This is a genomic window from Actinocrinis sp. (assembly GCF_035605935.1).
Classification (GTDB): Bacteria; Actinomycetota; Actinomycetes; order Streptomycetales; family Catenulisporaceae; genus Actinocrinis.
The window spans coordinates 18242-41721 of record NZ_DATNGK010000118.1; the positions used below are offsets into that span (position 1 = coordinate 18242).

At 69.3% G+C, this 23480-nt stretch carries 24 protein-coding genes and 1 pseudogene; 17 read left to right on the top strand and 8 right to left on the bottom strand.

What is annotated here, in order from left to right:
• Nucleotides 1-38: 38 nt before the first annotated feature.
• The 6 genes and pseudogenes from VN779_RS10350 to VN779_RS10370 form a co-directional block, all read right to left on the bottom strand.
• Nucleotides 39-884 (bottom strand): class I SAM-dependent methyltransferase, encoded by an 846-nt coding sequence (locus VN779_RS10350; RefSeq protein WP_325722241.1) that lies wholly within the window; start codon nucleotides 882-884, stop codon nucleotides 39-41.
• A 157-nt stretch (nucleotides 885-1041) separates the two neighbouring features.
• Nucleotides 1042-1272, bottom strand: a pseudogene (locus tag VN779_RS26430) (VOC family protein); the annotation flags it as partial.
• Between the two features lie 72 nt (nucleotides 1273-1344).
• Nucleotides 1345-2064: an ABC transporter permease gene (locus VN779_RS10355; protein ID WP_325722242.1), complete on the bottom strand. Its 720-nt coding sequence runs from the start codon at nucleotides 2062-2064 to the stop codon at nucleotides 1345-1347.
• A gap of 2 nt (nucleotides 2065-2066) precedes the next feature.
• Nucleotides 2067-3017, bottom strand: a complete 951-nt coding sequence (locus VN779_RS10360; RefSeq protein WP_325722243.1) for an ABC transporter ATP-binding protein — start codon at nucleotides 3015-3017, stop codon at nucleotides 2067-2069.
• Nucleotides 3014-4009: an ABC transporter permease subunit gene (locus VN779_RS10365; RefSeq protein ID WP_325722244.1), complete on the bottom strand. Its 996-nt coding sequence runs from the start codon at nucleotides 4007-4009 to the stop codon at nucleotides 3014-3016. The genes VN779_RS10360 and VN779_RS10365 overlap by 4 nt, the downstream gene beginning before the upstream one ends.
• Nucleotides 4006-4944, bottom strand: a complete 939-nt coding sequence (locus tag VN779_RS10370) for an ABC transporter ATP-binding protein (protein ID WP_325722245.1) — start codon at nucleotides 4942-4944, stop codon at nucleotides 4006-4008. The genes VN779_RS10365 and VN779_RS10370 overlap by 4 nt, the downstream gene beginning before the upstream one ends.
• Before the next feature lie 133 nt (nucleotides 4945-5077).
• Here VN779_RS10370 and glmS point away from each other — a divergent pair, with 133 nt between their 5' ends.
• The 6 genes from glmS (at nucleotide 5078) to tsaE (ending at nucleotide 11751) form a co-directional block, all read left to right on the top strand.
• A complete protein-coding gene (gene glmS / locus VN779_RS10375; RefSeq protein ID WP_325722246.1) occupies nucleotides 5078-6937 on the top strand; it encodes a glutamine--fructose-6-phosphate transaminase (isomerizing) in 1860 nt (619 codons plus the stop codon).
• Nucleotides 6934-7284 (top strand): holo-ACP synthase, encoded by a 351-nt coding sequence (locus VN779_RS10380; RefSeq protein WP_325722247.1) that lies wholly within the window; start codon nucleotides 6934-6936, stop codon nucleotides 7282-7284. Before glmS ends, VN779_RS10380 begins: the two co-directional genes overlap by 4 nt.
• A gap of 26 nt (nucleotides 7285-7310) precedes the next feature.
• Nucleotides 7311-8747 (top strand): NAD(P)H-hydrate dehydratase, encoded by a 1437-nt coding sequence (locus VN779_RS10385; protein WP_325722248.1) that lies wholly within the window; start codon nucleotides 7311-7313, stop codon nucleotides 8745-8747.
• Nucleotides 8747-9898, top strand: a complete 1152-nt coding sequence (gene alr / locus VN779_RS10390) for an alanine racemase (RefSeq protein ID WP_325722249.1) — start codon at nucleotides 8747-8749, stop codon at nucleotides 9896-9898. The genes VN779_RS10385 and alr overlap by 1 nt, the downstream gene beginning before the upstream one ends.
• A gap of 85 nt (nucleotides 9899-9983) precedes the next feature.
• Nucleotides 9984-11180 carry an alpha/beta hydrolase gene (locus tag VN779_RS10395; protein WP_325722250.1) on the top strand — a complete coding sequence of 399 codons (1197 nt, stop codon included), beginning with the start codon at nucleotides 9984-9986 and terminating at the stop codon, nucleotides 11178-11180.
• A 43-nt stretch (nucleotides 11181-11223) separates the two neighbouring features.
• Complete coding sequence (gene tsaE / locus VN779_RS10400; protein WP_325722251.1) at nucleotides 11224-11751, top strand: tRNA (adenosine(37)-N6)-threonylcarbamoyltransferase complex ATPase subunit type 1 TsaE; 528 nt, start codon at nucleotides 11224-11226, stop codon at nucleotides 11749-11751.
• Between the two features lie 28 nt (nucleotides 11752-11779).
• Here tsaE and VN779_RS10405 read toward each other — a convergent pair whose 3' ends face one another.
• Nucleotides 11780-12529 carry a L,D-transpeptidase gene (locus VN779_RS10405; RefSeq protein WP_325722252.1) on the bottom strand — a complete coding sequence of 250 codons (750 nt, stop codon included), beginning with the start codon at nucleotides 12527-12529 and terminating at the stop codon, nucleotides 11780-11782.
• 140 nt (nucleotides 12530-12669) lie between these two features.
• Between VN779_RS10405 and tsaB the strand changes: the two genes are divergently transcribed.
• Genes tsaB through VN779_RS10425 form a run of 4 tightly spaced genes read left to right on the top strand, consistent with a single transcriptional unit; the run spans nucleotide 12670 to nucleotide 15189 of the window.
• Complete coding sequence (gene tsaB, locus VN779_RS10410; RefSeq protein ID WP_325722253.1) at nucleotides 12670-13332, top strand: tRNA (adenosine(37)-N6)-threonylcarbamoyltransferase complex dimerization subunit type 1 TsaB; 663 nt, start codon at nucleotides 12670-12672, stop codon at nucleotides 13330-13332.
• Nucleotides 13329-13880 carry a ribosomal protein S18-alanine N-acetyltransferase gene (rimI, locus tag VN779_RS10415; protein ID WP_325722254.1) on the top strand — a complete coding sequence of 184 codons (552 nt, stop codon included), beginning with the start codon at nucleotides 13329-13331 and terminating at the stop codon, nucleotides 13878-13880. The genes tsaB and rimI overlap by 4 nt, the downstream gene beginning before the upstream one ends.
• A gap of 5 nt (nucleotides 13881-13885) precedes the next feature.
• Complete coding sequence (tsaD, locus tag VN779_RS10420; RefSeq protein WP_325722255.1) at nucleotides 13886-14956, top strand: tRNA (adenosine(37)-N6)-threonylcarbamoyltransferase complex transferase subunit TsaD; 1071 nt, start codon at nucleotides 13886-13888, stop codon at nucleotides 14954-14956.
• 2 nt (nucleotides 14957-14958) lie between these two features.
• Entirely contained in the window at nucleotides 14959-15189 is a 231-nt protein-coding gene (locus tag VN779_RS10425; RefSeq protein WP_325722256.1) for a hypothetical protein, read from the top strand.
• An 8-nt stretch (nucleotides 15190-15197) separates the two neighbouring features.
• Here the strand turns inward: VN779_RS10425 and VN779_RS10430 are convergent, their stop codons facing one another.
• Nucleotides 15198-15608, bottom strand: coding sequence for an FMN-binding protein (locus tag VN779_RS10430; RefSeq protein ID WP_325722257.1), 411 nt, complete (start codon nucleotides 15606-15608; stop codon nucleotides 15198-15200).
• Between the two features lie 249 nt (nucleotides 15609-15857).
• Here VN779_RS10430 and VN779_RS10435 point away from each other — a divergent pair, with 249 nt between their 5' ends.
• The 7 genes from VN779_RS10435 to VN779_RS10465 all read left to right on the top strand — a co-directional run.
• Nucleotides 15858-17123 carry an ROK family transcriptional regulator gene (locus tag VN779_RS10435; protein ID WP_325722266.1) on the top strand — a complete coding sequence of 422 codons (1266 nt, stop codon included), beginning with the start codon at nucleotides 15858-15860 and terminating at the stop codon, nucleotides 17121-17123.
• 90 nt (nucleotides 17124-17213) lie between these two features.
• Nucleotides 17214-18614: an extracellular solute-binding protein gene (locus tag VN779_RS10440; RefSeq protein ID WP_325722258.1), complete on the top strand. Its 1401-nt coding sequence runs from the start codon at nucleotides 17214-17216 to the stop codon at nucleotides 18612-18614.
• A gap of 25 nt (nucleotides 18615-18639) precedes the next feature.
• Nucleotides 18640-19626 carry a sugar ABC transporter permease gene (locus VN779_RS10445; RefSeq protein WP_325722259.1) on the top strand — a complete coding sequence of 329 codons (987 nt, stop codon included), beginning with the start codon at nucleotides 18640-18642 and terminating at the stop codon, nucleotides 19624-19626.
• Nucleotides 19626-20522 (top strand): carbohydrate ABC transporter permease, encoded by an 897-nt coding sequence (locus tag VN779_RS10450; RefSeq protein ID WP_325722260.1) that lies wholly within the window; start codon nucleotides 19626-19628, stop codon nucleotides 20520-20522. The genes VN779_RS10445 and VN779_RS10450 overlap by 1 nt, the downstream gene beginning before the upstream one ends.
• Nucleotides 20522-21784: a 6-phospho-beta-glucosidase gene (locus VN779_RS10455; protein ID WP_325722261.1), complete on the top strand. Its 1263-nt coding sequence runs from the start codon at nucleotides 20522-20524 to the stop codon at nucleotides 21782-21784. The genes VN779_RS10450 and VN779_RS10455 overlap by 1 nt, the downstream gene beginning before the upstream one ends.
• The gene (locus VN779_RS10460; RefSeq protein ID WP_325722262.1) at nucleotides 21781-22791 is read left to right on the top strand and encodes an N-acetylglucosamine kinase; all 1011 of its coding nucleotides are present in this window, start codon (nucleotides 21781-21783) and stop codon (nucleotides 22789-22791) included. Before VN779_RS10455 ends, VN779_RS10460 begins: the two co-directional genes overlap by 4 nt.
• A gap of 456 nt (nucleotides 22792-23247) precedes the next feature.
• The coding region (locus tag VN779_RS10465) for a hypothetical protein (protein ID WP_325722263.1) at nucleotides 23248-23480 on the top strand (233 nt) is incomplete at its 3' end.

The window sequence follows — 23480 nt, forward strand, 5'->3', positions numbered from 1 at the left end:
GTCGGCTCGACCGGCTAGCCGCCTGCTGAAGTCCCCGCTCAAACCCGGCGCAACCAGAGCGCGCCGGGCTCCTGTCCCCGGAGCTGCTCCGGCACCGAGTCCGGGTGCCGGTGCCATAGCCATGAGCTGAACAGCTCGATCCGCCAGGCCTGGTTGTGGCAGAGGAAGGCGTGCACGAGGTAGTCCTCGTTCCAGCTGCGCCCTTCCTTCAGCCACTGCGCCGGGTACTCGAAGGGCCAGAACATGTCGTGTACGTGTACGACGACGCCCGGCGCGAGACGCGGCAGTACGTGCAGGAAAAGCCACAGCACGTCCGAGCCGGCCTTGGCGACGTGCGTGGAGTCGATGAACAGGATGTCGTCGGCCTCAAGCGCCGCGAACGTCTCGACCGGCACGTCCTGCACCGGCGCCGCGATGAGGTCGATCTTGTCCTCGGGCAGCAGCAGCGAATTGAGCCGGTCCGGATACGGCTCAACGCAGGTCACCGACAGGTCGGGCAGATATTGGTCCGCGGTGTCCAGCAGCATCGCCGTGGAGAACCCGGAGCCGACTTCGATGATGCGCCGGGGCTTGAGCCGCCGCACGAACGCGCGATAGACCAGCGCGTCCGACGTGTCATACATGCTGTTGCCCGACCCGGCCCCCGCGCGGTAGCGCTTATTCGGCGCGCCCTCGAACAGCGCGAGCAGCGATGCGAAAAGCTCGAGCTGCTCGGCCTCCCGCAGTTCGACGCCGGGCAAATCCTCGATCGGCGACAGCGCCCGCGCCACGTCGGCAGGCCCGTTGACCGGCGAGTAGAAGTGCCCGTTCGGCACGAACGGCGGTTGCGAAACCGCCCCGCCGACAGCTCGCAGAGTCTGGACGGCGCGGTGCAGCGCTGCCATGTCGGATTCCTCCCCCTTCGCGGCGCGCCCGGCGGCCACGCGTACGCTCTACGAACTTTGCCATAACGAATCCGTTCCGGGGAGCCTTTGCCGAAGCTCGCCTGGACACACACTGCGCTGGTCGGGGCTCCGCCGCGCTCCACCCGGACGCCTGCGGGTGGAACTGCTGCGGGCGAGCGGGATCCGGCCACTGCGGCGGCTGATAATCCTCCACGCGTTGGAAGGCCAGCACGAACCCACCGTCGAGGTGAAGAGTCGCCCAGCCCTCACTGAGCGACCATCGTCGATCCGGCTGGTCCACCACGCCACCGAGAAGCGATTGCTAGAACCGGGACAGCTCAGCAACGTCTGCACAGTCCAACACGATGCACTGCGGCTTTGCGATCATGGAGACCGCCATTTCACGGCACCTGCGGCGGTGAAATATGGCGGGCCGCGTGCATGGTCAGACCTCGCGCAATCAGGCGTCCCCGGTGAGCCGGAAGGAGCGCAGCCGTGTGCCGGCGTAGCTGACGGCGGCGGCGGTCGCGATCGCGGCGAGGATCACCGCGGTCGTCGCCGTGAGGTGCGCGTCCAAGGCGCCGTTCTTGGCGATCGCGTTGGCCAAGCCAAGCGAATACTGCTCGACGGACAGGTACTTCGCGCCGGACACCAGGTTCGTGACCAGGCCCTCCCATACCGCGACATACGCGAGCGCGAACGCTACCGGGTGCCTGGTGATCGTGGAGATCAGCACGAAAACCGCGGTGTAGACGATCGAACCGAGGACCGCGCCCACCCCGAGCCCCACTGCGAACGAACCCGCTTTACCCGTGGCGATGACGCCGGCGACGAATTCGGGGAGCGCGGCGAACAGCAGCGTCACCGCGGCCGCGATCAACGTCTTGGTGAAGATGATCGACGCGCGTGACACCGGCGTGGCCAGCAGGTGCAGGATCGAGCTGTCGTCGATCTCCGCGCCGAGGACCGACGTGCCCACGATCAGCGCCGTGAGCGGTAGCAGAGCGCTGAATCCCACCCTGCCGAGCACCTCGGCCGGCCAGCTGGTCGACGCGTTGTGGTCCGCCTTCAGCGCGATCGTGATGATCAGCAGCACCGCTCCGGGAATCGCCAACAGGAAGACCCGCTTGCGGCCGAGCAGCGCGCGCAGCGTGATTCCGGCGATGGTCGGGTTGAACATGCCTAGGCCCCCACGAGATATGCGAAGACTGATTCAAGCGATTCGTCGGCCGGGATGACCTCGCGCAGCCCGACCCCGGCTTCCCGGCTGACGCCGGCGAGCTGACGGGTGAACGTGCCGTGGTCGCTCGCGTGGACCTCGAGTCCGGTGGTGGTGAGGGCGACGCCCTGCACGGCCTGGGAGGCGATAAGGGCCTTGGCGAGCGTGCGATCGTCGGTGGTGCGCACGACGAAGACGTGCGGCCGATTGGTCATCAGACGCCTGATACTGCGGTAGTCGCCCGACGCGGCGAGGCGTCCCGCGACGACGACTTGGACCGTGTCGGCGAGGCGTTCGACCTCTTCCAGGATGTGCGAGGAGAACAGGATCGTGCGACCGGACCGGCCAAGACCGCGCAGCAGGTCCATCATGTGCAGGCGCTGGCGTGGGTCCATACCGTTGAACGGCTCGTCGAGCAGCAGGACGTGCGGGTCGTGCACGAGCGCCGCCGCGACCTTGGCGCGCTGCCGCATGCCCTTGGAGTACGTGTCGATCGGGCGGTCGGCGGATTCGGTCAGCTCGACCATGTTGAGGGCCCGGTCGGCCGCGGCGGTGGGGTCCGGAAGCTTGTGCAACTTCGCGGAGGCGGTGACGAACTCGCGCGCGGTGAGAAACGCGTAGACCGAGTCGCGTTCCGGCACCAGGCCCACCGTGCGGAAGATGTCCGCGTTGCGCCAAGGCGCGACTCCGCCGATGGTGACGGTGCCTCGGGACGGCTCGAGGAAACCGGAGATCATGTGCAAGAGCGTTGACTTGCCGGCGCCGTTGGGGCCCAGCAGGCCGGTCACGCCGGGGCCGAGGGTCATGCTGATGTCGTTGACCGCGACCACGTTCCCGTACCAGCGGGTGGTGTTGCGCAGTTCGACGAGGGCTGCGGCGCCAGCAGCGGCGCCGTTCGGGGACGGGGCGCTCATGCGACGCCAACCTTCCGGTAGCGCAGGAACAGGCCGCCAGTGGTCAGCCCGGTCAGGAGAAGCAGTTCGGCGCCGTACAGCGGACCGGCGCCCTTGGGGTCGGGCATGTTGGCGTCCGTCGCGTGCAGCGCCCAGATCCGGGTGCCCTCGACGAGCCGCAGCGGGTCCACCAGGCCGCCGTAGCGGGCCACCGAGTCGTACGCGAAGGTGGGGCGGAACGGCGGCCCGTCGTCCGACTGCTGCACCTGACCGGTCTGGTCGGGCTGAGCGCTGGACGAGGAAGGCGGAGCCGGCGGCGGGCCGACTTCGTGCTGGCCCACGGACTCGAACACATGCGAGATCGCGGTGGTGGCCAGGAAAAGGATCGCGATGGCGCCGGTGGCGATCGCGCGGCGGCCGGTCGAGGACGCGATGAGCAGCGTGAGCGGCGCGAACGCGACTCCGTAGGCGAGGGCGACGAGCAGGCCGGGGACGAGCGCCTTGGTCTGACCCCAGACCCCTGATCCGGACGTGCTCGACGCGACGGTGCCCAGGTACATGACGATCAGCGGCAGCGCTTCGAACAGGAAGATCGCGGTGGCGAGGGCGAGCAGCTTCGCGAGCGGATAGTCCGACCGGCGCAACGGCCGCGAGAAGTAGAGCGGCAGCGTGTGGTGCCGTAGATCGCGGGAGACCAATTCGGGCGCGGCGACCGCGACGAACACGATCAGGAACAGCGACATGCTGTACGCGTAGTGCGAGTACGTCAGCACCGGATCGCCGCCGACCGACGCGACCTTGTAGATCGAGATGGCCGCCGGAAGCAGCATCGCCGCGAAGCCGCCCAGCGGGATGATCCTGGCCTTCGCTCCCCGGCCGAAACCGAACGCCGAGCGCAGGCTGAACCAGTAGAGCGAGCGCAGGATGTGGCCGCGGCCGAGCCGCGGGCCGGTGTACGGCTTGTAACCGATGTCGTGGATGACGCTGTCTGTGGTCATTGCTGGCGTGGTCACGGCTGGGGCTCCGCTGCGTGTACGAGGGCGGGCGCGGGGGCGGTTGAGAAGAGCTCTTCGACGTGGTGACGCCGGTGCTCCATCCGGTTCAGCGGCAGGCCGAGGTCGGCGATCGCGTCCCGGATGAGGTCGAAGACGGCGTCGTCGCCGACCGGCACCAGCAGAGCGCGGTTCTCCGTGCGCACCACCAAGCCGAGGGAGGTCAGGTGCGCGGCGAGGGCGTCGGTCCCTTCCTCCACCTCAAGCGCGAGCCACGGCACGTTCTGCGTCATGGAGGACAACGTCGCGGCGCGCAGCAGCCGGCCGCCCTCGATCGCCACCAGCTGATCGCAGATCCGCTCGATCTCGCTGAGCAGATGCGAGGCCACCACGACCGCGATGCCGAACTCGGTGCCGATCCGGTGGATCAGCGCCAGCATCGCGTCGCGGCCGGACGGGTCCAGGCCGTTGGTGGGCTCGTCGAGCAGCAGCAGCCCGGGGTCGCCGACGAGGGCTTGGGCCAGCTTCACGCGCTGCTTCATGCCGGTGGAGAAGGTACCGATCTGCCGGTAGCGCTCCTCGTGCAGACCGACGTGGCGAAGCGCCTCCGCGGCCTGTTCTTTCGCGGCGGTCGCCGGCAGCCCGCTCATCCGGCCCAGGTGCGTGACGAACTCGGTGGCGGTCACGTCCGGGGGCAGGCAGTCGTGCTCCGGCATGTAACCGACCCGCGCGCGGATCAGCTCCCCGTCGGTGCGGGTGTCGTGGCCGAGCACCCGCGCGGTCCCGTCGGTCGGCGCGAGCAGACCGAGCAGGATCTTGATAAGCGTCGACTTGCCGGCTCCATTCGCCCCGACCAGGCCGGTGATGCCGGGCTCGACGGCCAGCGTGAGCCCGGTCAGCGCGGTCACGCCGCCTGGGTAGCGTTTGCCGAGGTCTTGCGTCTCGATGACTGACACGCGGACACCGTAGTGCGTAGCGGCACCGGACGGCGTCAGTTCCGGGACTGGTTTCCGGGCTCAGCCTGGGGGATGACGGTCCCTTACCGGGAGTAGGGGTTCGCCCGGACAGCGGCCCGGTAGGGTGGCTGGCATGTGCGGAATCGTGGGTTACGTGGGTGGCAAGCCGGCGCTCGATGTCGTCATGGAAGGCCTGCGGCGGCTGGAATACCGCGGCTACGACTCGGCAGGAGTCGCCGTGGTGCACGTCGGCGCCGACGGATACCGCCTGGACGGGCGCAAGAAGGCCGGCAAGCTGGCCAACTTGGAGAAGGAGCTGTCCGAGCGGCCGTTGCCCGCGGCGACCGTGGGGCTGGGGCACACGCGGTGGGCGACGCACGGCGGTCCGACGGACGGCAACGCGCATCCGCACTTCGATTCGGCGGGCCGGGTCGCGGTGGTGCACAACGGGATCATCGAGAATTACGCGGTGCTGCGCGCCGAGCTGACCGCGGCGGGCGTGGAACTGCGCAGCGAAACGGACACGGAAGTCGTCGCGCATCTGCTTGCCGCGCAATTCGAGCCGAGCGGCCGCGATCTGGCCGAGGCGATGCGGCGTGTCTGCGGGCGGCTGCGCGGGGCGTTCACGCTGGTGGCCGTGCACGCGGACGCACCTGATGTGGTGGTCGGCGCGCGGCTGAACTCGCCGCTGGTCGTCGGCGTCGGGGACGGCGAGGCCTTCCTGTGCAGCGATGTCGCCGGGTTCATCGGCCACACCCGCGAGGCGATCGAGCTCGGTCAGGCGCAGGTGGTGGAGGTGCGCCGGGACGGGGTCACGGTCACCGACTTCGCGGGCGTGCAGCAGGAAGCGCGGCACTTCCACGTGGACTGGGACGTGAAGGCCGCCGAGAAGAGCGGCTATGAGCACTTCATGCTCAAGGAGATCGACGAGCAGCCGCAGGCGGTGGCGGACACGCTGCTCGGCCGGGTCTCGGCGAGCGGGAAGCTCGTGCTCGACGAGATGCGGATGAGCGAGGACGAGCTGCGCAGCGTCGACAAGATCGTGGTGATCGCGGCGGGCACCGCGTTCCACGCCGGGCTGATCGCGAAGTACGCGGTCGAGCACTGGACCCGGATACCGGTCGAGGTCGAGCTGGCCTCCGAGTTCCGCTACCGGGACCCGATCCTGACCAGGGACACGCTGGTCATCGCGATCTCGCAGAGCGGCGAGACCGCGGACACGCTGATGGCGCTGCGGCACGCTCGCGAGCAGCACGCGCGGGTGCTCGCTATCTGCAACACGAACGGCGCGACGATTCCGCGTGAGTCAGACGCGGTCGTGTACACGCACGGCGGACCGGAGATCGCGGTCGCCTCGACGAAGGCTTTCCTCACGCAGCTGATCGCGTGTTACCTCGTCGGCCTTTACCTGGCGCAGGTGCGCGGGGAGAAGTACGAGGACGAGATCAAGGCACTGCTCGCGCAGTTGGCCTCGGCGCCGGAGAAGATCGCCGAGACGCTGGGGCGCATGGAGCCGGTACGTGAGCTGGGCCGGGCGCTCAAGGACGAGGGCCGGGTGCTGTTCCTCGGCCGGCACGTCGGATTCCCGGTGGCGCTGGAGGGGGCGCTCAAGCTCAAGGAGCTTGCGTACGTGCACGCGGAGGGCTTCGCGGCCGGCGAGTTGAAGCACGGGCCGATCGCGCTGATCGAGCAGGACCTGCCGGTCGTGGTCGTGGTGCCGCCGCCGTCCCGGCCGCTGCTGCACGACAAGATCGTCTCCAACATCCAGGAGATCCGGGCGCGCGGCGCGAAGACCATCGTGATCGCGCAGGACGGCGACAGCGCCGTGGAGGCATACGCGGACACGTTGATCTGGGTGCCGGAACTGCCGACGCTGTTGCAGCCGCTGGTGGCCACAGTGCCGCTACAGGTCTTCGCCTGCGCGCTGGCCGACGCGAAGGGCCTGGACGTGGACCAGCCGCGCAACCTGGCCAAGTCGGTGACGGTGGAGTGATCGTCGGCGTCGGCATCGACGTGGTCGATATCGCACGATTCGAGGCCACGTTGGAGCGCACGCCGGGCATGGCCGAACGGCTTTTCACCGTCGGTGAGCGCCGATTGAAGCCGGCTTCGCTGGCGGCCAGGTTCGCGGCGAAGGAGGCGCTGGCTAAGGCGCTCGGCGCGCCCGGAAACATGCACTGGCACGACGCCGAGGTGATCAGCGAGCCGACCGGTAGGCCGCTGCTGGTCGTGCGTGGGACGGTGGCCGCTCGGGCGGCAGAACTGGGCGTGGTCAACATGCACCTGTCGCTCAGCCACGATGCGGGGATCGCGTCAGCGGTGGTTGTCGCAGAGCGATGACGGACCGGTCGCTCTAAAGTCTGTGTATGCGTCGTGCGTATCACGTTGAAGCGATCAGGCATGCCGAAGCCGACCTCATGGCGAAGCTCCCGCCCGGCGCGTTGATGCAGCGCGCGGCCGCGGGGCTAGCGACCGTGGCCACTCGGATTCTGCGTGAGGACGGCGGCGTCTATGGGGCGCGGGTCGTGCTCCTAGTCGGCGTCGGGGACAACGGTGGCGACGCGCTTTACGCAGGAGCGATGCTCGCGCGGCGCGGAGCGAAAGTCACGGCAGTGCTCACCGACGAGGTGCGTGTACACGCAGGCGGGCTCGCGGCGTTGCGCGAAGCCGGCGGACGAATCGGCGGCGCGGAGACGCTTGAAGACGCTGATCTGATCCTCGACGGGTTGTTGGGGATCGGTGGCAAGGGCGGGCTGCGTGGGCGGGCAGCGGAACTGGGCAAGGCCGCCGAAGCTTCGGGCGCGCCGATTCTCGCGGTTGATCTGCCGAGCGGAATCGATGTCGACAGCGGGCAAGTCGCAGGGGTCTGCGTCAAGGCGGACGTCACAGTGACGTTCGGGGCGTACAAACCAGGCCTGTTGATCGATCCGGCGGCCGAGCGAGCCGGCGTGGTGGAGTTCGTCGATATCGGACTGACCGCGTTGCCCGAGCGCGCGGCCGTGGAAGCGTTGCAGGCCGCCGACGTAGCCGACCTGTTGCCGCGGCCGGGCCGTGAGTCGGACAAGTATGCGCGTGGCGTCGTCGGTGTCGCCTGCGGTTCGGTCGATTATCCGGGGGCTGGGATGCTCGCGGTCGGTGGTGCGCTGAAGGCCGGCGTCGGAGCGGTGCGGTACTCAGGGCCGCGCCGAGTCGGCGACGAGGTTTCGCGGCGGTGGCCGGAGATCCTGATTGAGAAAGAGCTGCCGGGAGATGCGGGCCGCGTGCAGGCATGGGTGTGCGGCAGCGGATTCCCGGTCGACGACGATTTCGCGGCAGAGCGGACAAAACAGGTCATTGCGAGTGGGCATCCTGCGGTGCTCGATGCTGGAGCGCTTGGGTACCTCGACGGGGCGGAACTGAGTGAGCGGGTCGTGCTCACTCCGCACGCGGGCGAGGCGGCGCGGTTGCTTGGCGTGGAGCGCTCGGACGTCGAGGCGCGGCGGCTGGAGTTCGTGCGGCGGCTTGCTGGCGAGCGCGGCGCGACAGTGCTGTTGAAGGGTTCGACGACGCTGATCGCGCAGCCGGGCGGGGAGACGGTACGTGCTAATCCGACCGGCACCGCGGCGCTGGCGACGGCCGGAAGCGGCGACGTGCTCGCCGGCCTCATTGGCGGGCTGCTCGCGGCCGGCCTGCGGCCGCTGGATGCCGCGAGCGTCGGTGCGTATCTGCACGGCCTCGCCGGAAGGATCGCACGCGGCGAGGGCCCGATCGCGGCCGGTGACCTGCTCGCCGCCCTTCCACACGCCTGGCACAATCTCCAGTGATGAGTACCGGTGAGCAGGCACGTTTGGAAGCCAGGATCGATCTCGCCGCGGTCCGCTCCAACGTCCGCCGGATGCGTGAGGTGGCCGGTCCGGCGCAGGTGATGGCCGTGGTGAAGGCCGACGCATACGGGCACGGAATGGTGGCGTGCGCCCGAGCCGCGGTTGAAGCCGGGGCGACGTGGCTCGGTACCGCGTTGCCCGAGGAGGCGCTGGCGCTGCGCGCGGCCGGCCTGAACGTGCCGATACTGACGTGGCTGCACGCGCCCGGCGATCCATTCCGGGACCTGATCGAAGCCGGCATCGACGTCTCGATCTCGGGGCTGTGGGCGCTGCGCGAGGTCACCGAGGCCGTGCGCTCATCCGGCCGGTCCGCGCGGATTCAGCTCAAGGCGGACACCGGGCTCGGTCGCAACGGAGCGCAGCCGCACGACTGGCCGCTGCTGGTCGAGGAGGCGGTCAAGGCCCAGGAAGACGGTCTGGTGACCGTCACCGGTCTGTGGTCGCACTTCGCGTGCGCTGACGAGCCCAGGCACCCGTCCGTGGCCGCGCAACTGACGGCGTATCGGCACGCGCTGGAGGCCGCCGAGCGGGCGGGACTGCGCCCAGAGCTGCGGCACATCGCGAACTCGCCAGCCGCGCTGCTGCTGCCCGACAGCCGCTTCGACCTCGTACGCAGCGGGATCGCCACATACGGCGTCTCACCGGCTCCGGAGGAGGGCAGCGCCGCAGACTTCGGGCTGCATCCCGCGATGACGCTGGTCGGGCGACTGGCGCTGGTCAAGCAGGTCGAGGCCGGGCACGGTGTTTCATACGGTCACATGTACCGCACGGCCCGGCCGACGCGGCTGGGACTCGTACCCGCCGGATACGCGGACGGGATTCCCCGCGCCGCATCGAACTGCGGCCCGGTCTGGATCGACGGCGCGCGGCACACAATCGCCGGCCGCGTCGCGATGGACCAGTTCATCGTCGACCTCGGCGACCAGGAGGCCGGCGTCGGCGACGAGGTCGTGCTCTTCGGTCCCGGCGATCGCGGCGAACCCACCGCGCAGGACTGGGCCGAGCAAACCGGGACGATTGCGTACGAGATCGTCACACGCATCGGCCCGCGCGTTCCGCGCGTCTACTTCAACACCGGCGGCGGTGTGTAACGCTCCAGGCCAGGCATGAACCGCTACTGCGGGGTAACAACTGAGTAGAAGAGCGGTACAGGAACGGTCGAAAGGTGCGTTACCCGTGGTTGAGAGTGCGTCAGGTGGTGCGCGGGGCGGCGTCCAGCGCGGCTTACCACGCGGCGCGGGCATAGTCGGCGCTGCACTCGGTGTGGTCGCGGCCGGAACGGCGGTAAGCATCGCCGTCGAGCGGTACACCATCGGCCGGGCCGTGCGCCGCATGGCCCAGATCCACGACCCCGGCGAGGCGTACGGCACGCTGCGCGGCGTCCCGCAGACCGTGATGGCCGCGGACGGCACGGAGCTGTACGTCGAGGTGGACGATCCGTTCGGCTGGCCGCGCAGCGTCGACTGGCAGCGCATCGGACGGTCATCGACCCGCCAGCAGCGCCAGACCAGGTCGCAGTCGCAGGAGCGCCCGACGCTGCTGTTCACGCACGGGTTCTGCCTGCATCAGGACTGCTGGCACTACCAGCGCTCCGAGTTCTCCGGCGAGTACCGGATGGTGTTCTGGGATCAGCGCGGGCACGGTCGCTCCGACCCGCTCAAGGCCGGGGCCGACCTGTCGATCAACGTCACCGGCGAGGACTTGTACGCGGTCATCGAGGCGACTTGCCCGACCGGTCCGATCATCCTCATCGGTCACTCGATGGGCGGAATGACGATGATGGCGCTGGCCGAGGCGCACCCGGAGCTTTTCGGCGATCGGGTCGTCGGCGCGGCGCTCATGGCGACCTCCGCTGGAGAGTTCGCCGACCTGGAGTTCGGGTTGCCCAGGGCGGCCGCGAAGGTGTTCCACACCGCGGCGCCGAGCCTGTTCGACCTGCTGACGAAGCAGCGCGCGCTGGTAGAGCGCGGGCGGCGGGCCGGCGGCGACCTCGGCTTGGTGCTGACGAAGCGTTACGCCTTCGGTTCCGACGCGCCGGAATCGGCGGTGCGCTTCGTGCAGGAACTGATCCAGTCGACGCCCATCGACGTCATCGCGCGCTTCTTCACGGTGCTGCGGGAACACGACAAGGCGGACGCGCTTCCGGTCTTCGACAAGGTGCCGTCGCTGGTGCTCGCGGCCGACAAGGACCTGCTGCTGCCGCTCAAGTTCAGCCGCGCGCTGGCCGACGCGATCCCGAGCGCCGAGTTCGTGATCGTGCCGCACGCCGGACACGTCGTGATTCTTGAGCATCCGCACGAGGTGAACGCCGCACTGCGTAGGCTGGTGGACCGAGTCGAGACGCGGCTGGGAAAGTCGTCGAACGCCTCGTAGTCGGTCGGACGCAGCAGAACGGGCAGAGGCGGGAGCAAGCACGGTGGACGGCGGAGTCGAGGGTGCGGGCAGCGCCGCGGTGACGGTCGAGCGGGTTGAGGCGGACGCCGCGCGGGACACGCAGGAGGTCGGCCGGAGCCTCGGCCGCCGGCTGCTACCGGGCGATCTTGTCATCCTTTCCGGCGAACTAGGCGCCGGGAAAACGACCTTCACGCAGGGGCTCGCGGAGGGCCTGAAGGTGCGCGGGCCGATCACGTCGCCGACCTTCGTGATCGCGCGGGTACATCCGTCGCTCGACGGCGGCGTGCCGCTGGTGCACGTGGACGCCTATCGGCTCGGCTCACTGGCGGAACTAGACGATCTCGACTTGGACGCGTCGGTCGAGGACTCAGTGACCGTGGTGGAGTGGGGCGAGGGGAAGGCCGAGGTGCTTTCCGGGCAGCGGCTCGAGGTTCGGATCGAGCGTGCCGTCGCGGACGATGCTCCTGAAGGCGACGATCGCCGCGTGATCACCGTCGTCGCGTACGGGGATGCGATCGCGCACCGGTTCGTCGCCGAATCCCAGGTCTGACTTGTCCAGTTGAACTGGACCGCCCAGCTCAGGGCACGACGACAACCGTGGTGCCGACGCTGGCGAAGGTGAACAGCGCCTGCGCGTCCGCCTGAGCCATCCGGACGCCTCCGGTTCGGGAACTCGGCGCCGGGGGCATGCCGGTGACGTTGGCCACCGCGTCGAAGCCGAAGGCCTTGTTGAACAGCACGACATACTGCACCGGCGTGCCGTCGGTTCCCGTCACCTGGGACAGCTTGTTCGTCACGCTGAAGCTGCCGGTCGGCGCGGGAACCGTGCCCGGCACGACGATCATCGTGCGCGCGACCGCGTTGCTCGACGAAACCAGCCAGACCCGCTTGGCGCCCTCGCCGTAGACGATGCGCGCGCCGGAGCCGGAGTTCGCGGGAAGCGCAGCCGCATTCGCCGCGCCGCCACCGCCGGCCGAGCCCGCGGACGCGTTCGCCGTCGGCTGCCCGGAGGCCGTGCTCGTGCCCTTATTCGAGGTGTTCGACACCTTCGGAGCGGTCGCCGCGGCCTGAACCGCCAGCACCCCGATGCCGAACAACGAGGCGATCGTCATCACCACAACCGAGTACGTCGCACCGCGGCCGGGCTTCTTCCGCACCGGCCGGGACACCGGACCCGAGGGCGGCGCGGAGGGCGGGTTGGCGGAAGAGAGGGTCTCCCATGACTCCTGGCGGGAGTCCGAGCCGCGGTGAGCCATCGAGCCGCCGCTGTACCGGGGCGCAGAGGCCTGCTCAGACGAGCCACGCCCGCCGACTCCGCGTCTGCCCATCGCGATTGCTCCTCCACGTTCGTACACGCGCCGGGGACCCATCATGCCGTAACCCGCCGACGGAGAGGAGAGGGCACGATCGGGCGGTCGCCGCGCCGCGCATGCCGGATCAGTCGGCCGGTAGGGCAATAATGGCTCCCGTGCTCCTCCTGGCTTTTGACACAGCGACCCCGGCCGTGACCGTCGCGTTGCACGATGGGACCCAGGTACTCGCCGCGCACACCGAGCTCGACGCGCGCCGCCATGGGGAACTGCTTGCGCCCGGCATCCGCACCGTGCTGGCCGAGGCCGGACGCGACCGGCGCGAACTGACCGACATCGCGGTCGGCGTCGGCCCCGGCCCGTTCACCGGCCTGCGGGTCGGCCTGGTGACCGCGCGCGCCCTCGGCGACGCCCTCGGCATCGCGGTACACGGCGTGTGCACGCTGGACATCCTCGCCTCGGCGGTGCGGCACGACGGCCCGTTCGCCGTCGCCACCGACGCGCGCCGCCGCGAGGTCTACTGGGCGCGATACGCCGCCGCCGACCAGCGGATCACCGATCCGGCGGTGGACTGGCCGCACGTCGTCGCGCCAGAAGTCACCGGGCTGCCGGTGGCCGGCGAGGGCGCGGTGAAGTACCCGGACGCGTTCTCTGACGCGATCGAGCCGGTGTATCCGAATGCGGCCGACCTCGCCGAACTGGCTGCCCGTCAGCTGGCCGCCGGCGCCGCGCTGCTCGAACCGCTGCCGCTGTACTTGCGTCGACCCGACGCGGTGGAGCCTGGCGCACGCAAGCCGGTGAGCCAGCCGGCATTACGGTGAGCGCGCCGACGCAGCCTGGCCCACCCCGCGCCGAACTGCCGCCGCGCACGGTGCTGCGGCCGATGCGGTGGTGGGACATTCCGGCGGTCACCGTGCTCGAACACATGGCGTTCCCTGAGGATGCCTGGTCGGTCGGGATGTTCTGGTCGGAGCTCGCCGAAGTCGCGTCGCGCTATTACCTGGTCGCGGAGGAGTACGGCTCCGACCCGGCCCATCCAGACGGGCAGGGTCCGCGCATAGTCGGCTATGCGGGACTGCTGGCCGGGATCGGCGAGGCCGAGGTGCAGACCATCGCGGTCGACCCGAACCGCGAGGGCCGCGGCCTGGGCACCGCGCTGCTCACTGAGCTGCTGCGGGAGGCGGCCCGGCGCGATTGCGGCGACGTGGTGCTTGAAGTACGCGAGGACAACCCGCGGGCGCAGGAGCTGTACCGCAGGTTCGGGTTCGTGCAGATCGGGCTGCGCCGGGGCTACTACCAGCCGGCGAACGTGGACGCGCTGGTGATGCGCGCGTCGGGCGTCATTGAACGATTCGGAGAGGAAGACTGAGTTCTGTGACTCAAGGGACTGCGACGCTCGGCTCGGGGAGTGCCGGCCTGCCGATCGTGCTCGGCTTCGAGACCTCGTGCGACGAGACCGGGATCGGCATCGTGCGCGGCACCGAGCTGCTCGCCGACGCGGTGGCCACCAGCGTGGACGAGCACGCCAGGTTCGGCGGCGTGGTGCCGGAAGTCGCCTCGCGCGCGCATCTGGAAGCGATGGTCCCGACCGTGCACCGCGCGCTGGAGACCGCGGGCCTGAAGCTTTCCGATATCGACGCGATCGCGGTGACGGCCGGACCGGGTCTCGCCGGGGCGCTGCTCGTGGGCGTGGCGGCGGCCAAGGGATATGCGCTCGCGCTGGACAAGCCGCTCTACGGCGTGAACCACCTGGCCGCGCACGTGGCCGTGGACCAGCTGGAGCACGGGCCGCTGCCCGAGCCGTGCCTGGCGCTGCTCGTCTCCGGCGGGCATTCCTCGCTGCTGCTGGTACCTGACGTCACGTCGGACATCCGGCCGCTGGGCAGCACCGTGGACGACGCGGCGGGCGAGGCCTTCGACAAGGTCGCCCGGGTGCTCGGCCTTGGCTTCCCCGGCGGCCCGCTGATCGACCGGGCGGCCCGCGAGGGCGACGGCGCCGCGATCGCCTTCCCGCGCGGCCTGACCGGGCCCAACGACGCGCCGTTCGACTTCTCCTTCTCCGGGCTCAAGACGGCGGTCGCGCGCTGGGTCGAGGCGCGGGAGCGAGCCGGTGAGCCGGTGCCGATCGCGGACGTGGCGGCCTCGTTCCAGGAGGCGGTCGTGGACGTGCTCACTCGAAAGGCGATCCGCGCGTGCAAGGAAAACGGGGTGGATCACCTGCTGATCGGCGGCGGCGTCGCGGCCAACTCGCGGCTGCGCGCTCTCGCCGAGGAGCGGGCGGCCGATCAGGGCATCCGCGTGCGCGTTCCGCGGCCGAAGCTGTGCACGGACAACGGTGCCATGGTCGCGGCGCTGGGCTCGGAACTGGTGGCGCGCGGCGTGCGGCCCTCACCGCTGGACCTGCCGGCCGACTCCTCGATGCTGATCACCGAGGTCCTGGTCTGACCGTGCGCGTGCTCATGTGGGAGGCCAAGGGTGACGCGGACGGGTTGATCGCGTGGTGGCGCACGCAGGTTGAGCCGCAGCTGCCCGACGGGGTCTCGGCGGAGCTGTTTCGTTCAGCGGACCGGGTCGTCGCGCTGGTGCGATTCAGCGGTGAGCGCGTGACCGTGCCGGATCCTCCGGAGGAGCTGGTCGCCCGCCCGCCGCACGCGTGGCCGTTCGAGGCCGTCGGCTGACCGTCAGGTCAGACCTTCATGCCCAGGGCGTCGAGCGCGGCCTGAAGAGACCGGGCATAGCCGCGTGAGGTGTACGTCGCGCCGGAGACGACGTTCACGTCGGCGCTCTGCGCGGCCAGCACCTCGGTACGCAGGGTCGCCGCGGCGCGGTTCGAGTAACTCCACGAATCCGGGTTGTCGTGCGGGAGCTGAAGCGCCTTCACCTCGGTGATCCGCCCGCCGACCACGGTCACCTGGACTTGCACGATGCCGTGCGCGAGCACGACCTGCGGACCGGTCGCGGTTCGCGTCTGGCCCTGGGTCACGATGGTGACCGTCATCCCGGCTGCCTGTGCCTTGTGCCCGGCTTTCGCCGCGAGCAAGGCGAGCATGGCCAGCAGAGTCGCGGTGGTCACCACGGCTATGCGGCGCAGACTCATCGGAACTCCTTCAGCAGCGGATCCAATTCAACACTGTGCTGCCGGGCAGATGATGCCCCGTCACGAGCGCACAGGGCAAGACCCGGCTGCGGCAACGGTACCGGGGTTTTCGGCTCGGCACTGCCTTGGCCGGTTCTTTGCCACATCCAGGAAGAGGCTGATCTCGTTAAGACTCTTGACGAGCGTTGCGGGACGGCCTAGCGTTCACCCATCGATAAGGAAAGTTTCCTTACTCAATTGGGGGTGCGTATGGATCGCGACGCGGTCGGTCCGCCGGGCACCCCCAGCCTGCTGCGCGCCATCAACGACCGCACCGCGCTGCGGCTGCTCGCTGATCGCGGGCCGCTCTCGCGCACCCAACTCGGCGCGCTGGCCGGGCTCTCCAAACCCACCGCCTCACAGCTGATGGACCGGCTGGAGACGGCCGGCCTGGTCGAGGCGGTGCTCGACGCCGATCCCGGGCACGTGAACGGCGGCGCGGGCCGGACCGCAAGGCGCTACCGGCTACGCGGCGCGGCGGCGCACGTCGCTGGGCTCGACGTGACTGCGGCGCGCATCGTGGCCCGCGTGTGCGACCTGTCCGGGCAACCGGTCGGCGAGGCGACGCTCGTGACGCCCGGACGCTCGGCCAGCGGCACCGTCGACCGCGTACGCGAGGCGCTGACCGCGGCCTGCGCTACCGCCGCGATGGACGTCGGCAGCCTGCATCACGTCGTGATCGGCATCGGCGGCGCCATCGACCCGGGAACCGGCCGGCTCGGCTTCGCCCGTCACCTACCGGGCTGGCACGAATCCGACCTGCTCAACCGGCTGCGCGCCGAGCTGACCGCACCCGGCTCGCCAGATCCGCGGGTAGACGTCGAAAACGACGTGAACCTCGTGGCGATCGCCGAACAGACCGACGGGGCGGGCCACGGCGCGCGTGACGTGGTGGTGCTGTGGGTCGCGGAGGGCATCGGCGCGGCCGTGATCATCGACGGCAAGCTGCACCGCGGCGCGACCGGAGGGGCGGGCGAGGTCGGCTACATGCCGGTGCCCGGCGCCCCGGTGGTCCGCAGCATCGGACGCGGCACCACCGGCGGCTTCCAGGCCCTGGCCGGCGGCCCCGCGGTGCTGAAACTGGCCCGCCAGCACGGATTCACCGGCGCCGACCCGCAATCCGCGGTGGCCCGCGCCATCGAGGCGATCGCCGCGCCCGCGCCGGTGGCCGTCCAGCAGGCCGCACGCAGGCTGCTGGCCGAACTGGCCGACCGGCTGGCCACCGGACTGGCCCCGATCGTGGCGGTGCTCGACCCGGAGTTGATCGTGCTGTCCGGCGCGATCCCGCGCTCGGGCGGCGCCGTCCTGCGCGAACTGGTCGCCGAGGCCCTGCACGGCATGGCGATCCCAAGACCCCGCCTGGTCGAGTCCGCGCTCGCGGACAACCCGGTGCTCGCCGGGGCGATCCACGCGGCCCTCGCGGCGACCAGGGAGGCGGTGTTCGACACGAGCGCCGGCAACCCGATCCCCGCATAGACGCCCCACCCATCCGCACAGCTCTTCCAAAATCACAGCCCAGGCTCACCTCCCCGACCCGCTCCATGAACCCGCGAAGGAGTACCGCCCGTGTCGCACCTGCGTCGCATGACCGGCTCCGCGGCCGCGATAGCCGCGGTCCTGACCGCTGCGGCCTGCGCCGGCAGCACCGCGCCCGCGCAGCAGAAGATCACCGCCGTCGACCCGTACCCCACGAGTAAGCCCGACGTCACCATCAACCTCTGGCACGGCTTCTCCGAAGGCTCGGAGAACGACGCGTTCAACGCGATGGTCGCCTCCTTCGAGAAGGCACACCCCAACATCCACGTCAAGGTGACCGGCAACATCACCGACACCCAGATCCAGCAAGGCATCAAGGCCGGCGGATCGCAGTCCCCTGACGTAGCTGTTTCGTTCACCACCGACGACGTCGGCACGTACTGCTCCACCGGCCAGTGGATCAACCTCAAGCAGGACCTGGCCGCCGCGCAGATCGACGTCGCCAAGACCTTCCCGGCGCCGCTGATCAACTACACGCAGTATCAGGGTGACCAGTGCGCGCTGCCGCTGGAGAACGACGCGTACGGGCTCTACTACAACAAGACCTTCTTCCAGCAGGCCGGGGTCACCGACCCGCCGAAGACGCTCTCCGAGCTTCAGGCCGACGCGCTCAAGCTGACCCAGAAGAACCCGGACGGTTCGTTCAAGCGGATCGGTTTCTTTCCCTCCTTCGCCTACTTCGAGCAGGTACCCGGCCACTTCACCTCGGTCTTCCACCTCAAGTGGCAGACCCCGACGCACAACTCGCTGCTGGCCTCCGACCCCGGCTTCACCGCGATGCTCAACTGGCAGAAGAGCTTCGAGGACGCGATCTTGAATCAGACCCCGAAGTCGACCGCCAAGCAGCTGACCGACTTCATGAACAAGTCCATGGGCGCGGGCGAGTTCACCGCCGGGCAGAACCCGTTCGAGACCGGCGCGGTGGCGATGTCGATGGACGGCGAGTGGCGCAACGCGAATCTGAAGGCTGAGACGCCGAACCTGTCCTACGGCACCGCGCCGTTCCCGGTGCAGGACTCGGACGCGGCCTCGTACGGCGGCGGCTACGTGACCGGAACCGTGATCGGCATCTCCTCGCGCAGCGCGCACCAGGACGCCGACTGGGAGCTGGTGAAGTATCTGACCACGAACACCGACACCCTGGTCGCCTTCGCCAACGCGATCCAGAACGTGCCCTCCACCATCGCCGCGCTGGCCTCGCCGCAGCTGACCCAGAACCCGAACTTCCAGACCTTCGTGAAGGTCTCCGGCAACCCGAACTCTGCCACCACCCCGGCCTCGCCCAACGGCGGCCAGTACCAGCAGACCGCGCAGACCTGGATCGCGACCTGGGAGGCGGGTCAGGTCTCGAACCTGCCCTCGGCGCTGAGCGCGCTCGACACCCAGATCGACAAGGACACCAACGCCGGCGTGCGGCCCAGCGGCAGCTGACCCCAAGGATCGAGGCTCGACACTTATGGCAACGCCCGTCCTCGCCCTGCCGGGGCGCGGGAGGAAGCGGGCCGGCCTTCCGGCGGCGCTGCGCGCAAAGCGCCGCCGGGAGGGGCTGGCCGCCCTGGGCTTCCTCTCCCCTTGGCTGCTCGGCTTCAGCGTGTTCTTCGCTTACCCGCTGCTCGCCGCGGTCTACTTCTCCTTCTACTACTACGACCAGTTCAACGCGCCGGTGTGGGTGGGCCTGAAGAACTGGGACTACATCCTGTTCAACTTCCCGGACTTCGTCACCGGCCTGCAGAACACGCTGTGGCTCGTGGTCGTCATGGTCACGCTGCAGACCGTCTTCGGGCTCGGCGTCGCGATGTTGATCACCAAGATCAAGCGCGGCGGCAACATTTTCCGCACCCTGTTCTACCTGCCGTACCTGGCGCCTCCGGTCATCTCAACGCTCGTGTTCGTGTACTTGTTCGACGCGGGCGGTCCGATCAACGCGATCCTCGCGCACGTCGGGGTGCACAACCCGCCGGGCTGGTTCAATTCGCCGACCTGGTTCAAGCCCTCGCTGACCCTGCTCTCCCTGTGGGGCATCGGGAACACCGTCGTGATCTTCTTCGCCTCGCTGCTCGACGTCCCGAAAGAGCAGATGGAGGCCGCGATGCTGGACGGCGCCGGGCCGGTCAAGCGGTTCCGCTTCGTCACGCTGCCGGCGATCCAGCCGGTGATCCTGTTCTCCGTGGTCACCGGCGTGATCTACACGATGCAGTACTACACGCAGGCGATCGTGGCCGGAGAGGTGGCCAGCGGCCATGTGGCCACCGCGGGTACGACCCTTGATATCGGTTATCCGCTCGGCTCCAGCCTGACCGTGCCGCAGTTGATCTACCAGCAGGGCATCCTCAACGCGAATACCGGCCCGGCCTGTGTGCTCTCGATCCTGCTGTTCGTGATGACGATGTTGTTCACGCTCATTCTGTTGCGCCGCAAGAACGGATTGGTGGGAGGGGACTGATGGCAGCCGTAATGTCGCCCCCGGTCACCCGGCATGCCGGGATCAACCGCACCGCCCGCTCGGCGGCCCGGCGCCGGCGCGCGCTGGAGTGGATCGCGGTGCACTCGCTGGCGATCGTCGCCGCGGTGTTCTTCGCCGGGCCGTTCTTCTTCCTGGTGGTCACGTCGGTGATGCCGGACAACCAGGCGCTGTCCGGGGCGCTGTGGCCCTCGCACTGGCAGTGGTCGAACTTCCGCTCGGTGTGGGACCGGGCCGGCTTCCTCACCTGGTACAAGAACACGCTGATGTACGCCATCCCAGTAACGGTTCTGACCGTGGTCTCCTCGGTGCCGGTGGCCTACGCGCTGGCGAAGTTCAAGTTCCGCTACCGCCGCCTGGCCATGATCGTGCTGGTCTCCGCGATGATGATCCCGCCGCAGGTGACCGTGATGCCGATGTACATCCTGTGGACCAAGCAGTTCGGGCTCGGTGGCACGCTGTGGCCGCTGATCGTGCCGACCGCGTTCGGCGACGCCTACTCGATCTTCCTGCTGCGCCAGTTCCTGCTGACCGTGCCGAAGGAGTACATCGACGCGGCGAAGGTGGACGGCTGCGGGGAGATCAGGACCCTGCTGCGGGTGGTGGTGCCGATGATCCGGCCCGCGATCGCGGCGGTGGCGCTGTTCCAGTTCTTCTACGCCTGGAACGACTACTTCGGCCCGCAGGTCTACGTCGGCGCCAATCCGGGCAACTGGACCCTCGCCCTCGGCCTGGAGACCTTCCACGCCGCGCACCACGTCGACTGGAACCTGATGATGGCCGCGAACTTGATGGTCATCGCACCGATCGTGGTCGTGTTCTTCTTCGCGCAGAAGGTATTCGTCGAGGGCGTGACATTGACAGGAGTGAAGGGCTGATGAAGCTCGCGATCATCGGGGGCGGCTCGACGTATACGCCTGAGCTCGTCGACGGGTTCGCCCGGCTGCGCGCCGAGCTGCCGCTCACCGAGCTGGCGCTGGTTGATCCGGCCGCCGACCGGCTTGAGGCGGTCGGCGCGGTCTCCCGCCGGATCTTCGCCAAGCAGGGGCATCCCGGCAAGGTGCTGACCACCGACTCGGTGGAGGAAGGAGCCGACGGAGCCGACGCGGTGCTCTTCCAGTTGCGGGTCGGCGGCCAGGCGGCGCGCAACGTGGACGAGACGCTGCCGCTTCAGTACTGCTGCGTGGGACAGGAGACCACCGGCGCGGGCGGCCTGGCCAAGGCGCTGCGCACGGTGCCGGTGGTACTCGAACTGGCCGACCGGGTGCGAAAAGTAGCCCCGGAGGCGCGGATCGTCGACTTCACCAACCCGGTCGGCATCGTCACCCGCGCGCTGCTCGACGCGGGGCACGACGCGGTCGGGCTGTGCAACGTGGCGATCGGCTTCCAGCGCCGCTTTGCCGCCGAACTAGGCGTCGCTCCAGAGCGCATCCAACTCGACCACGTTGGACTCAATCACCTGACTTGGGAGCGCGGAGTCAAGCTCGACGGCGACGAGATCCTCCCGAAGATCATCGAGGAGCACGCCGCGGAAATAGCCAGCGGCAACCAGATTCCCGAAGAGGTCATCCATCACCTCGGCATGATCCCGTCCTACTACCTGCGCTACTACTACATGCACGATCGAGTCGTAGAGGAGGAGCGCAGCGCGCCGTCACGCGCGTCGGAGGTCGCCGCGATCGAGGAGAAGCTGCTGACGATGTACCGGGATCCGTCCGTGGACGAGAAGCCGGAGCTGCTGGCCAAGCGCGGCGGGGCGTTCTACTCGGAAGCGGCCGTGCAGTTGCTCGCATCGCTCGTCGGCGGGAAGGGCGACGTGCAGGTGGTCAACGTGCGCAACGACGGCACGCTGCCGTTCCTGGACGATGACGCGGTGATCGAGGTCTCCGCGACGGTCAGTGGATCAGGGGTCGAACCCCTGCCGCAGTCCACCCTCCCCGCGGCTCTTCGAGGGCTGATCGCACACGTGAGCGCGTACGAGGAACTGGCGCTCGACGCGGCGATCCACGGCGGGCGGGACCGCGTGTTCGGCGCACTGCTGGCGCACCCGCTGATCGGGCAGATCGACCTGGCCGACAAGCTCGCCGACGCGCTGATCGCCGCTAATGCGCAGCACCTGCCGTGGGTGGAGCCCAAGTGACCGTGAGCACCAACCAGACGGAGTCGGCGGGGGGAGCCGGGGAGCAGATGGCCCGGGCCGGAACCGTGCTCGCCATCGACGGCGGGAACAGCAAGACCGATGTACTGCTCGTGGACGACGAAGGGAAGGTGATCGCGAGCGCGCGCTCCGGCGGGTTCACCCCACAGTCGAGCGGCGTGGCAGCTGCGATCGCGGTGGCCGCGCAGGCGGTGGCCGTCATCCGGACCGAGCTCGGCCTGGACCATAGCGAGCCGCTGGCTCGCCACCTGGCGGCTTACGTGGCCGGCGCCGACCTCCCCGTGGAGGAAGAAGCGCTGGCAGTGGCGTTCGCGGCCGAGGGCTGGGCCGACACGGTCGAGGTCGGCAACGACACCTTCGCGCTGCTGCGGGCCGGAGCGAGCCGACCGTGGGGGGTGGCGGTGGTGTGCGGCGCCGGCGTCAACTGCGCCGGGATCGGACCGGACGGCACGCGCGCCAGATTCCCCGCGCTTGGCCGGATATCCGGCGATTGGGGCGGAGGCCATCACCTCGGCGAGGAGGCACTCTGGCATGCGATCCGCGGCGAGGATGGCCGGGGTCCGCGCACCGCGCTGACCGAAGCGGTCGCGGAGCACTTCGAGCGGCCCAGCGCGGAAGCGGTGGCTCTCGCGCTGCACTTCGGCGAGGTGTCCAGCGAGCGGCTCAACGAGCTCGCACCGGTGCTGCTCGCCGTCGCGGCAGAAGGAGATCCAGTGGCCCTCGCGGTGACGGACCGGATGGCGGAGGAGATCGTCACGCTCGCTCGCGTCGTGCTGGTCCGGCTGGGCATCGCGGACCGCGCAGGCGAAGTGGTGCTCGGCGGAGGGGTGCTGCGCGCCCGAGTTCCGGTGCTGATGGACCGCATCGCCGCACGTGCGGCGGCCGAGATCCCGCTGGCCGAATTGGTCGTGGTCGAGGAGCCACCGGTCGTCGGCGCGGCATTGCTGGGCTTGGAGGCGCTAGGCCTGACCGGTGTAGTGCGCTCCTAGTAGTGATGGTGCTCAGGCGCGTGCCCGGTCGGGTTGAGCCTCAGCTCCGACTCAAGCGACACGAGTCTGCTCGGGCCCGCGATCGGCTATGCCTCGTGCGACGGGCCGCCATTGTCCCGTTCAACTGGACACCCTGCTTTTCCCCACCCACTTACCGCCGGCCGCCGTCCTGCTTTTCCCCCATAAAACCCCGCGATGACATCTCCGCTACGCGGCTTGAGTGCAGCGGCGAGTCTCGTTCACAACGGCTCTCGGCCACCGACGCCCTTGTGCGCTGGGAGTCCCGCGATAGCTTCGCCGACGGCGGACGAGGGTAACGCGGGACACGCGTGCACAGGTTTTTCACCAGGCCACGCGCAAACGGGTGAAACACCGAAAACACCCACCACACAACCCCGAAACCCCAGAAAATAGACACAGGGAAACCATTCCACTCACCTTTTTCCGGGGCCCACCATGCACATTACCGACGACCACTCCCGCACCGACCTGATCGACGCACTCACCACCGCCGAGAAACTCCTCACCCAACTCCACGCCGCCCAAATCAGACTCCTCGCCACCCTCGCCGCCTCGCGCGACGCGGATCCCTTGGACTGCACCGAGGAGGAGATCACCGCCGCGCTGCGCTGGTCCCCCACCACCACCCGCACCCGCCTGCACACCGCGCACACCCTGGCCACCCGCTT

Excerpts from the sequence above, each read along its gene's own strand:
- VN779_RS10435 (WP_325722266.1), top strand. The coding sequence starts at position 15,858 with ATGGATCGCGACGCGGTCGGTCCGCCGGGCACCCCCAGCCTGCTGCGC.
- VN779_RS10445 (WP_325722259.1), top strand. The coding sequence starts at position 18,640 with ATGGCAACGCCCGTCCTCGCCCTGCCGGGGCGCGGGAGGAAGCGGGCC.
- VN779_RS10430 (WP_325722257.1), bottom strand. The coding sequence starts at position 15,608 with ATGAGTCTGCGCCGCATAGCCGTGGTGACCACCGCGACTCTGCTGGCC.
- glmS (WP_325722246.1), top strand. The coding sequence starts at position 5,078 with ATGTGCGGAATCGTGGGTTACGTGGGTGGCAAGCCGGCGCTCGATGTC.
- VN779_RS10355 (WP_325722242.1), bottom strand. The coding sequence starts at position 2,064 with ATGTTCAACCCGACCATCGCCGGAATCACGCTGCGCGCGCTGCTCGGC.
- VN779_RS10350 (WP_325722241.1), bottom strand. The coding sequence starts at position 884 with ATGGCAGCGCTGCACCGCGCCGTCCAGACTCTGCGAGCTGTCGGCGGG.
- VN779_RS10455 (WP_325722261.1), top strand. The coding sequence starts at position 20,522 with ATGAAGCTCGCGATCATCGGGGGCGGCTCGACGTATACGCCTGAGCTC.
- alr (WP_325722249.1), top strand. The coding sequence starts at position 8,747 with ATGAGTACCGGTGAGCAGGCACGTTTGGAAGCCAGGATCGATCTCGCC.
- VN779_RS10405 (WP_325722252.1), bottom strand. The coding sequence starts at position 12,529 with ATGGGCAGACGCGGAGTCGGCGGGCGTGGCTCGTCTGAGCAGGCCTCT.
- VN779_RS10385 (WP_325722248.1), top strand. The coding sequence starts at position 7,311 with ATGCGTCGTGCGTATCACGTTGAAGCGATCAGGCATGCCGAAGCCGAC.
- VN779_RS10360 (WP_325722243.1), bottom strand. The coding sequence starts at position 3,017 with ATGAGCGCCCCGTCCCCGAACGGCGCCGCTGCTGGCGCCGCAGCCCTC.
- VN779_RS10450 (WP_325722260.1), top strand. The coding sequence starts at position 19,626 with ATGGCAGCCGTAATGTCGCCCCCGGTCACCCGGCATGCCGGGATCAAC.